This window comes from Cupriavidus sp. MP-37 (assembly GCF_020618415.1).
Lineage (GTDB): Bacteria > Pseudomonadota > Gammaproteobacteria > Burkholderiales > Burkholderiaceae > Cupriavidus.
On sequence record NZ_CP085344.1, the window covers coordinates 1067109 to 1080077 of the forward strand.

A 12969-nucleotide genomic window follows, 5' to 3' on the forward strand; every position below is an offset into this window, starting at 1 on the left:
CCCGCATGGGACGCAGTGCGATAAGGCCAATGCGAAGCCCGGTGCGATAATCCGCCGATGCAACCCGTCTCTCCGCAATTCCCGTCTCTGGGTGCCCTGCGCGGCACGTTGATGGTCCAGGGCACCACCTCCGATGCCGGCAAGAGCACCATCGTCGCCGGCCTGTGCCGGGTGCTGGCGCGCGCCGGCACGCGCGTGGTGCCGTTCAAGCCGCAGAACATGGCGCTCAACAGTGCCGTCACCGCCGACGGCGGCGAGATCGGCCGCGCCCAGGCGCTGCAGGCGCAGGCCGCGCGGCTGGCGCCGCATACCGACATGAACCCGGTGCTGCTCAAGCCCAGCAGCGACACCGGCGCCCAGGTCATCATCCACGGCCGCGCGCGGCTGGACCTGGACGCGCGCGCCTACCACGCCTACAAGCCCGAGGCGATGAAAGCCGTGCTGGCCTCGCACGGGCGCCTGGCGCAGGCTCACGAGGTGGTGCTGGTGGAGGGTGCCGGCAGCCCGGCCGAAGTCAACCTGCGCGCGCGCGACATCGCCAACATGGGGTTTGCCGAGCAGGTCGACTGCCCGGTGGTGCTGGTCGCCGACATCGACCGCGGCGGCGTGTTCGCCCACCTGGTGGGCACGCTCGACTGCCTGTCCGAGAGCGAGCGCGCGCGCGTGACCGGCTTCATCATCAACCGCTTCCGCGGCGATATCGGGCTGCTGGAACCGGGACTGGACTGGCTGGTGGCGCGTACCGGCAAGCCGGTGTTCGGCGTGCTGCCGTACCTGCACGGCCTGCACCTCGACGCCGAGGACGCCATCATCGGCGCGCAGGCCGATGCTGGCCGGGCCGCGCAGCGCCTGCGCGTGATCGTGCCGGTGCTGCCGCGCATCGCCAACCATACCGACTTCGACGCGCTGCGCGCGCATCCGCAGGTGGACCTGCAGTTTGTCGGCCCGGGCCGGCCGATCCCGCCCGCCGACCTGGTGGTGCTGCCAGGCAGCAAGAACGTGCGCGGCGACCTGGACTTCCTGCGTGCCCAGGGCTGGGACGCGGCGCTGGCGCGCCACCTGCGCTACGGCGGCAAGCTGATCGGGATCTGCGGCGGCATGCAGATGCTGGGGCGGCAGGTGCATGACCCCGATGGCCGCGAAGGCCCGGCCGGCAGCAGCGCTGGCCTCGGCTGGCTTGACTACGAAACCACGCTGGCCGCCGACAAGCAGCTGCGCCAGGTGCGCGGCCGGCTGGCGCCGGATGCGGCCGGCGCGCCGGTGCGCGGCTACGAGATCCACCTCGGCGTCACCACCGGCAAGGGCCTGGAACAGCCGGCCCTGTGGCTGGACCGCGGCGACGGCGCGATGCGGCCGGACGGCGCGCGCTCGGCCGACGGGCAGGTGCTGGCCACCTATGTCCACGGCCTGTTCGACGACCCCGCCGGCTGCCAGGCGCTGCTGCGCTGGGCCGGGCTGGAGCAGGCGCAAGCGGTCGATCTCGACGCGCTGCGCGAAGCGTCGATCGAGCGCCTGGCCGACACCATGGCCGCGCACCTGGACCTGGCGGCACTGCTGGCGCCGTTGCGGCGCTGACGCTGCAGCAGCAGTGCAACAGCGGGGTGGAAGGGTGGAAGGGCCCTGCTAGAATCGCGAATCCTTCGCATTCGCAACGCGGCCCGGAGATGGCTTTTGCGCCATATTCGGCGCCTTGCGGCGTCCGCTCAACGTACTTTTTTCCGTCATGGTCACCGGCCGCCCGCGCGTCGTCCTCGTCAAGCTGCATCGCTATATCGGCCTGAGCCTGGGCCTGCTGTTCGTCCTGATGGGACTGACCGGCACGGCCATCGCCTGGCGCGACGAGCTCGACGCCTGGCTCAATCCCGACCTGCTGGTGGCGTCCGCGCCGATGACCGCGCCGCTGACCCCGGACACGGTCCAGGCGGTGACCGAGCGGCTGGCGGCGCCTCCCTACGGCAAGCCCAACCTGCTGATGCTGCCGACCCATGCCGACGGGGTCTTTATCGCCTGGTATCCGGTCAAGGGGCCCGCGGGCGCGGTGCCCGGGCGTTCGCGCCAGGTGATGGTCGACCCGGTCACGCTGGCGGTGAAGGGCGAGCGCGTCTGGGGCGAGGCGGGGCTGTCGCGCCGCTTGCTGCTGCCCACGCTGTTCCACCTGCACCGCTACCTGTTGTCGGGCGATACCGGCAAGACCATCACCGGCGTGGCCGGCATGCTGCTGTTGCTGACCACGCTGGCCGGGGTGGCGGCGTGGTGGCCCAAGATGAAGCTGCGCTCGGTGGTGCAGGCGTTCCGCATCACGCATGGCGGCTCCTGGTCGCGCTTCAACTATTCGCTTCACCGCGCCGGCGGCATCCTGGCCGCGCCGGTGCTGGCCGTCATCGCGTTTTCCGGCTGGTACCTGAACCTGCCCAAGTGGGTGACGCCGATCGTGGCGGGGGTGATGACGGTGACGCCGCCGGTCAAGCACGTCTCGGCACCGGCGCCGGCGGGGTCGCGCCCGCTGGAAGCGGGCGAGATCATGGCCGCGGCGCAGGCGCAGTACCCGCAGGCGCAGGTCACGCGCATCGGCTTCCCGCGCAAGCCCGGCGACGCCTTCGAGATCCGGCTGCGCCAGCCCGGCGAGGTGCGCCAGCATACCGGCGCCACGCGGCTCTGGCTCGACGCCGGGAGCGGCGCGCGCCTGGGCGTGCGCGATCCGCAGCAGGCTCCCGCCGGCGACACGCTGCTGAACTGGCTGTTCCCGCTGCATACCGGCGAGGCCTTCGGCCTGCCGGGGCGGGTCTTTATCACGCTGTTCGGGCTGGCGCCGCTGGCGTTCGCGGTGACCGGCACGCTGATCTGGTGGAAGCGGCGGCGCGGCCACCAGCGCCATGTGGTCAAGACCGCGCAGCGCTCCGGCATGCGCCGGGCATGAAAAAAGGCAGGCCGCGAAGCCTGCCTTTTTCTTTTGCCGGCGCCGGACGACGACGGACGCGCCGTTCAGATTTCCAGGTTGTCGATCAGCCGCGTTGCGCCCAGCCTGGCCGCGGTCAGGATCACCAGCGGCTCGCCGGCGAGGAATTCCTCGCGCGTCGGTGCCTGCAGGTTGACCCGCTTGCGGATCGACACATAGTCCGGCTTCCAGCCACGCTGCTCCAGCGACGCGCGGGCCTTCTCTTCCACCGCCAGCAGGTCGGCCGAGGCGCGGTCGCCGCCCAGCACGGTGTCGCGCACGTCGTGCAGGGTGCGGTACAGCACCGGCGCCTCGGCGCGCTCGTCCGGGCTCAGGTAGCGGTTGCGCGACGACAGCGCCAGGCCGTCTTCGGCGCGCACGGTCTCGGCCGGAATGATGTCGATCGGCAGCGCGAACTGCTGCACCATCTGGCGCACGATCATCAGCTGCTGGTAGTCCTTCTTGCCGAACACCGCCACGCGCGGCTGCGCGCACGAGAACAGCTTCATCACCACCGTGCACACGCCCTTGAAGAAGCCGGGGCGGAATTCGCCTTCGAGGATGTCGCCCAGGTCGTGCGGCGGCTCGACGCGGTATTCCTGCGGCACCGGGTACATGTCGCGCTCGGAAGGCGCAAACAGCACGTAGACGCCCTCGCTCTGCAGTTTTTCGATGTCGTCCTGCAGCGTGCGCGGGTATTTGTCGAAATCCTCGTTCGGGCCGAACTGCAGGCGGTTGACGAAGATGGATGCCACCACCGGGTCGCCATGCTGGCGCGCCAGGCGCATCAGCGACAGGTGGCCTTCGTGCAGGTTGCCCATGGTGGGGACGAAGGCCGCGCGGTTCTGGCCGCGCAACTGGTCCCGCAGCTCTTGGATGGAGGAAATGACTTTCATCTGCCTTGGTGTGCTGGTCGTGTAGGGGTGACCCGGACGCCGGTCCGCGGCGCGCGGCGGCTGCCGTGCCGGTCTGGGCCGGCTGTCGGCGGATTGTAGATCAAGTGGGCGGGGGCTGGCCTCGGCGGTTCGGACGGGTCAGCTGGGGCTGTACGCCAATCGCACATAAATCGGCGCGAAGGGCTCGGCCTGGGTGATCTCCACCAGCGATTCGCGCGACAGCTCGAGCATGGCGATGAAATTCACCACCACTACCGGCACGCCCTTGCCGGAGCGCACCGCGTCCTCGAACAGCTCCGAGAACTCCATGAAGCGCGCATGTTGCAGCCGGCGCAGGATCTGGCTCATGTGCTCGCGCACCGACAGTTCCTCGCGCGAGATCTTGTGGTGCTGGTTGAGCTTGGCGCGCTTGAGCACGTCGGCCCAGGCCGCCTGCAGGTCGACGGTTTCCACATCGGGAAAGCGCGGCGCCAGGCTCTGCTCGATATAGACCTGCGAGCGCAGGAAGTCGCGGCCCAGCTGCGGCACCGTATCGAGGCGCTGCGCGGCCAGCTTCATCTGCTCGTACTCCAGCAGGCGGCGCACCAGCTCGGCGCGCGGATCCTCGGCCTCCTCGTCGCTGTCGGCCTTCTTGACCGGCAGCAGCATGCGCGACTTGATCTCGATCAGCATCGCCGCCATCAGCAGGTATTCCGCCGCCAGCTCCAGGTTGGTCTTGCGGATCTGCTCGATATACGACAGGTACTGCCGCGTCACCTGCGACATCGGGATGTCGAGGACGTTGAAGTTCTGCTTGCGGATCAGGTACAGCAGCAGGTCCAGCGGGCCCTCGAAGGCTTCCAGGAAGATCTCGAGCGCGTCCGGCGGGATGTAGAGGTCCTGCGGCAGCTTGAACAGCGGCTCGCCGTACAGGCGCGCGAACGCCATCCCGTCGACCATGTCGGCGGGGCCGGCCGGGCCGGCGGCGGCAGCGGGCGCCACGGCGGGCAGCTCCACGGGCAGCGGCAGCTTGTCCTGGTCGGCTGCGCTCATGGTGCGGTCGGCTCGGACGCGGAGGCGGCGGGGATCAGTTGTCCAGCGAGTAGACGTAGGGCTTCTGCGCCACGCGCGAAGCCTGGGCGCGGGCGCGCTCTTCGAGGTCGATCGGTGCCTTGTCCCACAGCAGGGCGCGGCCGTCGCGCTGCTCGGCCTCCAGCGTCGGGCGCTCTTGCTTGAGCTGCTTCAGGAACTGGGTGATATCGGATTCGTAGAGGGCCATGTTCAACCGGAGGGCACCCGTGCGGGCGCCAGATAGGTACAGTGGGCCATGATTTTACAGTATCGGCTCCCCGGGATGCACGCCGGAGGCCGCAACGCTGGGGAAAGTTCCGGCCGCGGCGCCGGGTGTGGTCAAATACCGACTTTGTATGTGTGGACAATGGGCGATGCCGCAAGACACCGCTAACACCGCTGCCCCGGCTGGCCGTGCCGCCACGCGCCCCGCCGCGCGCGCCCTGGGCGCGCTGCGGACGCTGGGCGTGGTGCTGGCACTGGCGGCGGGCGGGGCCCAGGCCGCCTACAAGGTCGAGGTCGAGGCGCCCAAGCCGATCCGCGAGATGCTCGAGGAGCACCTCGACCTGGCCCGCTACAAGGACCGGACCGACCTGTCGCAGGACCAGTTCGACTACATGGTCGAAACCGTCGGCGAGCAGGTGCGGGCCTTCACCTCCACCGAAGGCTATTTCGATCCCACCACCACCACCCGCGTCGAGGGCGAGGGCGACCAGCGCGTGGTCCACGTGATGGTCGACCCCGGCGCGCGCACGCTGATCCGCAACGTCGACCTGCAGGTGACCGGCCCGGCCGCGACCCAGTCGCCCGAGCAGGTGGCGGAGATGAAGGCCAAATGGGGCCTGCCCGCGGGCGAGCCGTTCCGCCAGGACGACTGGGACAAGGCCAAGGAAGACGCGCTGGTGACGCTGCAGAGCCACACCTACTACGGCGCGCGGCTGGCCGCGTCGCAGGCGCGGGTCGAGCCCGACGAACTGCGCGCGGACCTGTCGGCGCACTATGTCAGCGGCCCGGCCTACCGCCTGGGCGCGCTCAAGGTCACGGGCACGCGCCGCTACCCGGAACAGATCATCTATAACGTCAACCCGCTCAACGAGGGCGAGCCGTACCGGGTCGAGCGGCTGCTGGAGCTGCAGCGCGCGATCCAGAACCAGCCGTATTTCTCCAACGTGCAGGTCGACCTGGAGCCGCCGCCGGATGCCGAGCAGGCGCCCGACGGCGTGGTCACCGCGCCGGTGACGGTGCGCGTGCGCGAATATCCGGTGCACCGGCTCAACAGCGGTGTCGGCTTCACCACCGATACCGGGGCGCAGGTCGAAGGGCGCTATTCCTACTACAATCTGTTCAACCGCGCCTGGACCTTCGATTCGCAGGCGCGCCTCGAGCAGAAGCGCTCCTACCTGTTCGCCGAGGCGGCGATGCCGCCGTCGCGCGGTGCCTACCGCAACAGCGTCTACAGCAGCTACGAGCGCACCATCGACATCGAGAACACCGACACCACCAGCCTGCGCGCGGGCCTGAAGCGCGCGCGCTCGCGCGAGAAGTACGACGTCGCGATGTCGCTCGATTTCTACTACGACAAGCTGCTGCCGGTGGGCCAGGCCGGCCAGATCAGCAAGGCGCTGGTGCCGGCCTTTGCCTGGACCCGGCGCGATGTCGACAACCCGGTGTTCCCGCGCCGCGGCAACGTGATCAACACCCAGATCGGGGTGGCCGCCAAGAACCTGCTCAGCGATGCCACGTTCCTGCGGCTGTACGGCCGGATCCGCCAGTACGTGCCGGTGGGCAAGCGCGACCTGGTGGTGGCGCGGCTGGAGCTGGGCGCCGACCTGAGCGGCGACAGCGCCAGCCAGATCCCGGCGACGCTGCGCTTCCGCGCCGGCGGCACCGACTCGATCCGCGGCTACAGCTACCAGTCGATCGGCACGCCCAGCGGCGCCAGCGTGCTGCCGGCCAAGTACCTCGCCACCGGCAGCCTGGAGTACCAGTACTGGTTCAAGCCGGACTGGGGCGTGGCGGTGTTCTGGGACGCCGGCACCGCCGCCAACGACCTGCGCGGCGTGACCATCTACAACGGCGTGGGCGTCGGCGTGCGCTGGCGCACGCCGGTCGGCCCGCTGCAGCTCGACGTGGGCTATGGCATCCAGGAGCGGCAGTTCCGGCCGCATATCTCGCTGGGGGTGGCGTTCTGATGAACGTGCACGACCTGCCTTCGGTGCCCGGCGGCGCCGACCCGGCGCCGCCGCCATCCGGTCCCGCACCGCGCAGGCGCCGCCGGCTGTGGCGTGCGCTGGGCTGGCTGGCCGGCATCCTGTTGCTGCTGGCGGTGGTGCTGGCGGTTGCGGGCGTGGCGGCGCTGCGCACCGAAACCGGCACGCGGCACCTGTGGACGCTGGCCACGCGGCTGTCGGCCGGCATGCTCAGCGGGCGCCTGGAGGGCGGCACCGTGGCGCACGGCCTGCGCCTGCGCGACGTGGTGTTCGCCAGCGGCCAGACGCGCGTCACGGTCGACCGCGTCGACGGCAGCTGGAACCTGAGCTGGCAGCCGCGGCGGCTGCATGTGCAGTGGCTGCGCATCGGCAAGGCCGAAGTGCGGCTGGGGCCGTCGGAGCCGAGCACGGAACCGCTGCAGAAGCCCACGTCGCTCGAACTGCCGCTGGCGGTCGACGTCGATGCGCTCACGCTCGAGCGCCTGGCGCTGGTGCAGGGCCCCGCGCCCACGGCCGAGCCGATGGTGTTCGCCAACCTGGCAGGCGCGCTGCACAGCGACGGCCAGCGCCACCGCGTCAGCATCGACAAGCTGGAAACGCCTTACGGCAAGCTCGCCGCCAACGCGCAGCTGGGCGCCGCGGCGCCGTTCGCGCTCAGCGCCGAAGCCTTGCTGGAAAGCAGCTGGCAGGACGAGGCCTTTGCCGTCAACGCCACCGCCAACGGCAATCTCGACGCCTTGCGCGCCGAGGTGCAGGCCAGCGGCGACCGCATCCACCTGCGTGCCGGCGCCGACCTGACGCCGTTCGGCAAGGTGCCGTTCACGCACCTGCTGGTCGACGGCGACCGCATCAACCCGCGCCTGTTCAGCCCGTCGGCGCCGCAGGCCAACCTGACCGTGCATGCCGAACTGCGGCCGGTGGGTGGCGCGGCGGCGGGCTCTGCGCCCGCGGCGGCCTCCGCGCCCGCGGCATCCGCGCCGTCCGCTGCATCCGCGGCATCGGCCCCCGCCTCCGCACCGGCTGCAGTGCCCGCGCCGGCGCCGCTGGCGGTCGCCGGCGCGATCGAGATCCGTAACCTGGAGGCTGGCCCGCTCGACCGCGAGCGGCTGCCGGTGCAGTCGGTGCGCGCCCGGGTCGAGCTGAGTGAGGCCGCGCAGACGGTGTCGGACCTGCGCGTGGCGCTGCCGGGCAAGGCCGAGATTGTCGGCAGCGGATCGCTGCGCGGCGGCCGCGGCGGCTTCGACCTGGACGTGCGCAGGCTGGACCCGGCGGCGCTGCACGGCTCGCTGACCAGCGCCAGCCTGTCGGGGCCGGTGGTGATCCGCATCGAGCCGGGCCGCCAGAGCGTGGCGCTGGAGCTGGCCGGCGGCCCGCTCAAGGTGTTTGCCGACGCCAGCATGGACGCCGACACCGTGACCCTGGCCGCGCTGCGCGCCGTGGTCGGCACCGGCCTGCTGACCGCCGAAGGCAAGCTGGGGCTCAAGGACAGGCAGCCGTACAGCTTCAAGGGCAAGCTGTCGGCGTTCGATCCGTCGCGCCTGGCCAAGGTGGCGGCGGGCCGCATCAACGCGGATTTCAGCGCGACCGGCGAGCTGGCGCCGCAACTCGGCGTGGCGCTGGACTTCGCCGTGCACGAAAGCGAATACGCGGGCCTGCCGATGACCGGCGGCGGCAAGCTGCGCCTGGCGGGCGAGCGGCTGTTGCCGAGCGAGGCCGCGCTCAGCATGGCCGGCAACCAGGCCAGCGTGCGCGGCAGCTTCGGCGCGCGCGGCGATGCGCTCAGGCTGGCGGTCGATGCGCCCCAGCTCGAGCGCCTGAAGTTCGGCGTGGCCGGCAAGCTCAAGCTCGACGCCACCATCACCGGCACGCTGAAGAAGCCCGAGGTGGTGGCCGACTACAACGCGCAAACGCTGGAAGTCGGCCCGCACAAGCTGGCCAGCGCCAGCGGCCGCGCCGAGATCCGCGGCGGGCTCGACGGCCCGCTGTCGGTGCAGCTGGCGGCGCGCGGCTACCGTGGCCCGCACGCGAGCCTGAACACGCTCGACGCGACCCTCAACGGCACCCAGGCCAACCATAGCTTCGACCTCAAGGCGGCCGGCAGCCTGAACCAGCGGCCGCTGCAGCTGGCGCTGGCGGGGCAAGGCGCATGGCGCGGCCAGGACGGCTGGAACGGCACCATCCGCACGCTCGAAGAGCGCAGCACCGTCAACCTGCGCCTGGCCGCGCCGGCGCAGCTGCTGGTGGCCGACCAGCGCGTGCGCCTGGGCGCCACGCGCCTGCTGCTGGACCGCGCCACGCTGACGATCGACAGCCTGGACTGGGACCACGGCCGCATCCGCAGCGCGGGCAGCCTCGACGGCCTGCAAGTGGGGCGCGTGCTGGAGCTGATGGAGACCATCACCGGCGAGCGCCCGCCGGTGCGTTCCGACCTGGTCATCGACGGCCGCTGGAACCTGGCGCTGGCCGAGACCGCCACCGGCTTTGCGGAAGTGCGCCGGCGCAGCGGCGACCTCTCGGTCAACGCGGGCCGGGGCTTCACCACGCTCGGCCTGGGCGAGACCAGCCTGCGCGCCGACGCCGGCGGCAACCGCATCGCGCTGCGCGGCGGCATGGTATCGGGCCGCATCGGCAAGGTGGTGGTCGACGCCTCGGCCGGCCTGGTGCAGGAGCGGGGGTTGCAGACCGTGGGCCCGGCCTCGACGCTGGGCGGCACCGTCACCGTCGACGTGCCGCGGCTGAAGTCGCTGGAGGCGCTGACCGGCCCGCAATACGCCTTCGACGGCCGCCTGGCCGCGGCGATGCGCCTGGCGGGCACGGTCGCGGCGCCGCTGCTGACCGGCACCATCAACGGCGACAATCTCGCGGTAACGCTGTACGACCAGGGGCTGCGCCTGACCGACGGCACCGTGCGCGTGGTGCTGGACCAGAACACGGTCGAGCTCAGGCAGGTGGAATTCCATGGCGGCGACGGCACGCTCACCGCCACCGGCAACATCAAGCTGGGCGAGGCCGATCCCAACCTGACCGGCCGCATCGTCGCCGACAAGCTGCAGCTGTTTGCCAGCCCGGAACGCACGCTGGTGGTGTCGGGCGATGCCAGCATCGCCAACGAGAACAAGCAGGTGGTGATCCGCGGCAAGTTCCGCGTCGACCGCGGCCTGTTCGACCTGCCCAAGGCCGGCGCGCCGGTGCTGGGCGACGATGTCGTGGTGATCCGGCGCAAGGACCAGCGCGCGGTCAAGACCGCGGCCACGCCGGTGCCGGAAACCAAGCCGGCCAGCCGCTTCAGCCCGGTGATCGACCTGACCGTCGACCTCGGCAACAACTTCCGCTTCCGCGGCGCCGGCGCCGATCTGCTGCTGGCCGGGCAGATGGGCGTGAAGAGCGAACCGCTGGCGCCGATGAAGGCCACCGGCACCGTGCGCGTCACCGACGGCACCTACGAGGCCTTCGGCCGCAAGCTGGACATCGAGCGCGGCATCATCAATTTCAACGGCCCGATCGACAACCCGAACATGAACATCCGCGCCATGCGCCGCAACCAGGAGGTCGAGGCCGGGGTCGAGGTCACCGGCACGGTGCGGCTGCCGCGCGTGCGGCTGGTGTCGGAGCCCAACGTGCCCGACGAAGACAAGCTGTCGTGGCTGATGTTCGGCTACGGCGCGGAAAGCGCCGGCGCCGGCCAGCAGCGCCAGCTGAGCGGCTCGGCGCTGGGCGGCGCCGCGCTGGGCCTGATCGGCGGCCGCGCCGGCAAGGGCATCGTCTCGCATTTCGGCATCGACGAATTCTCGATCGGGCCCAGCACCGCGGGGCTGAACGACCAGCAGGTGGTCAGCATGGGCAAGGCCATCACCGAACGCATGTCGGTCGGCTACGAGCAGAGCCTGACTTCGGCCTCGAACGTGGTGAAGCTGACCTGGCAGTTCTCGCGGCGCTGGTCGCTGATCGCCAAGGGCGGTTCCATCAACGGTTTGTCGGTCTTGTTCAACCGCCGCTTCGACACCTGGGCCAACCTGTTCAGCGGGGCCCCGAATCGCGGCACCAGGAGGAGCCAGCAGGATGAAAGCCAGCCACTCGATCCCGAAAGCGCCGCCCAGGCAGCCTCGGCCGTCATCGCCGAGCCGGTGCGCCGGTGAATTGCCTTCCCCCTTAATCCCTTCGACCTTTGCCGCGTCGCCGCGACGCCTTGCCGCCATGGGACTGATTGCCTCGATGCTTGCGCTGTTCGGCTGCGACCAGCAGAAGGTCGACGAAGCCATGAAGAAGGCGGGCGAGACCGCCCGCAACACCTGGAACGCGATCAAGCCCGACAGCGAGCTGTTCAAGGGCATCGTGCCGGGCCAGTCGACCGAGGAAGAGCTGCGCCGCCAGGCCGGCAAGCCCGAGATCGTCTGGGAAGAGGCCGACGGCGGGCGCCGGCTGGAATACCCGCGCGGCCCCGAGGGCACCACCACGTGGATGGTCACCATCGGCGCCGACGGCAAGGTCGCGAAGATCGAGCAGGTGCTGTCGGCCGAGAATTTCGCGCGCGTGCGCCCCGGCATGAGCAAGGACGATATCCGCCGCCTGCTGGGCAAGCCCACCAGGGTGGAAGCGTTCGCGCTGAAGCAGGAGGAGGTGTGGGGCTACCGCTGGATGGAAACCTCGACCGACAAGGCCTTCTTCAACGTGCATTTCAACAGCAACGGCACCGTCACCAACACTTCGCGCAGCGACGATCCGTCGCGGATGCAGGGCGGCTGATCCAGGCGGCCGGCCCGGCGGCCCGCGCCCGCCTTCACTGCAGCAGGTGGCAGGCGGCCTGGTGCGCCGGCATGGCCGCGCCGGCGGCCGGTTCCAGCCGCCGCATGGGCGGCGCCTCGGTGGCGCACGCCGGCAGCGCGCGCGGGCAGCGCGGATGGAACTTGCAGCCCGGCGGCGGGTGCAGCGCCGAGCCGATATCGCCCAGGATCAGGCCTTCGGCGGGCTGGTGGTCCGGGTCGGGCCGCGGCGCCGAGCCCAGCAGGGCCTGCGTATAGGGATGGCGCGGCGTGCCGAAGACCGCGCTGCTGGGCCCGCTTTCCGCCATATTGCCCAGGTACATCACCCCCACCGCCGAGCTGAAGTGCTCCACCAGCGCCAGGTCATGGGCGATCACCACATAGGCCAGCCCGAAGCTGCGCTGGATCTCCGACAGCAGGTTGATGATCTGCGCGCGGATCGACACATCCAGCGCCGAGGTCGGCTCGTCCAGCACCAGCAGCCGCGGCCGCAGCGCCAGCGCGCGCGCCACCGCGATGCGCTGGCGCTGGCCGCCGCTGAACTCGTGCGGGTAGAGCTCGAGCGCGCCCGGCGGCAGGCCGACGATCTCCAGCAGCTCCAGCAGCCGGGCCCGCAGCGCGGCGCGGTCGCCGCCCTGGCCGTGCGCCAGCAGCGGCTCGGCCAGCAGCATGCTGACCTTGAGGCGCGGATTGAGCGACGACGACGGGTCCTGGAACACCGCCTGCACCTGGCGCCGGTAGGCCAGCACGCCCTTGCGGTCCAGCGCCAGCACGTCCTGGCCATCGAAGCGGATCGCGCCGGCGCTGGGCCGCTCGAGCAGCAGCAGCTGGCGCGCGATGGTGGTCTTGCCACACCCGGACTCGCCCACCAGCGCAAAGGTCTGGCCGGCATCGACGGCAAAGCTGACGCCGTCGACGGCGCGCACGGTGCCGCCGCCGCGCGCGGGGAAATGCTTCTTCAGGTCTTGCACTTCGAGCAGCATGGGGCCTCCTGAGATCGTGTGGCTTATTGCTGTTTCCAAATCACGACAACGCCGAATATTCGTCGTCCCCGCGAAGGCGGGGACCCAGTGACTTTTTGTCTGCCTTCGGTGGACTTCAAAGACGCTGGATTCCCG

9 protein-coding genes are annotated in these 12969 nt (G+C 70.8%); 5 read left to right on the plus strand and 4 right to left on the minus strand.

All coding sequences use genetic code 11. From position 1 onward, the window contains the following. Window positions 1–57: 57 nt before the first annotated feature. The gene (locus LIN44_RS05050) at window positions 58–1575 is read left to right on the plus strand and encodes a cobyric acid synthase (protein ID WP_227313772.1); all 1518 of its coding nucleotides are present in this window, start codon (window positions 58–60) and stop codon (window positions 1573–1575) included. Window positions 1576–1723: 148 nt separating this feature from the next. Further along, window positions 1724–2917, plus strand: a complete 1194-nt coding sequence (locus LIN44_RS05055) for a PepSY domain-containing protein (RefSeq protein WP_227313773.1) — start codon at window positions 1724–1726, stop codon at window positions 2915–2917. A gap of 65 nt (window positions 2918–2982) precedes the next feature. Here the strand turns inward: LIN44_RS05055 and panC are convergent, their stop codons facing one another. The 3 genes from panC to LIN44_RS05070 all read right to left on the minus strand — a co-directional run bounded on the left by panC (window position 2983) and on the right by LIN44_RS05070 (window position 5089). Then, complete coding sequence (panC, locus tag LIN44_RS05060) at window positions 2983–3831, minus strand: pantoate--beta-alanine ligase (RefSeq protein ID WP_227313774.1); 849 nt, start codon at window positions 3829–3831, stop codon at window positions 2983–2985. Between the two features lie 138 nt (window positions 3832–3969). Beyond that, on the minus strand, window positions 3970–4863 hold the full coding sequence (locus tag LIN44_RS05065) for a ScpA family protein (RefSeq protein ID WP_115704430.1): 894 nt from the start codon (window positions 4861–4863) through the stop codon (window positions 3970–3972). Window positions 4864–4897: 34 nt separating this feature from the next. Then, window positions 4898–5089: a DUF3460 family protein gene (locus LIN44_RS05070; RefSeq protein WP_115661348.1), complete on the minus strand. Its 192-nt coding sequence runs from the start codon at window positions 5087–5089 to the stop codon at window positions 4898–4900. Between the two features lie 166 nt (window positions 5090–5255). Here LIN44_RS05070 and LIN44_RS05075 point away from each other — a divergent pair, with 166 nt between their 5' ends. The 3 genes from LIN44_RS05075 to bamE are packed head-to-tail and all read left to right on the plus strand — an operon-like array spanning window position 5256 to window position 11834. Beyond that, the gene (locus LIN44_RS05075) at window positions 5256–7073 is read left to right on the plus strand and encodes an autotransporter assembly complex family protein (protein ID WP_227313775.1); all 1818 of its coding nucleotides are present in this window, start codon (window positions 5256–5258) and stop codon (window positions 7071–7073) included. Continuing rightward, entirely contained in the window at window positions 7073–11227 is a 4155-nt protein-coding gene (locus LIN44_RS05080) for a translocation/assembly module TamB domain-containing protein (protein WP_227313776.1), read from the plus strand. The genes LIN44_RS05075 and LIN44_RS05080 overlap by 1 nt, the downstream gene beginning before the upstream one ends. A gap of 58 nt (window positions 11228–11285) precedes the next feature. Then, on the plus strand, window positions 11286–11834 hold the full coding sequence (gene bamE, locus LIN44_RS05085; RefSeq protein ID WP_227313777.1) for an outer membrane protein assembly factor BamE: 549 nt from the start codon (window positions 11286–11288) through the stop codon (window positions 11832–11834). 34 nt (window positions 11835–11868) lie between these two features. Here the strand turns inward: bamE and LIN44_RS05090 are convergent, their stop codons facing one another. Beyond that, complete coding sequence (locus LIN44_RS05090) at window positions 11869–12834, minus strand: ABC transporter ATP-binding protein (RefSeq protein ID WP_227313778.1); 966 nt, start codon at window positions 12832–12834, stop codon at window positions 11869–11871. Window positions 12835–12969 lie beyond the last annotated feature (135 nt).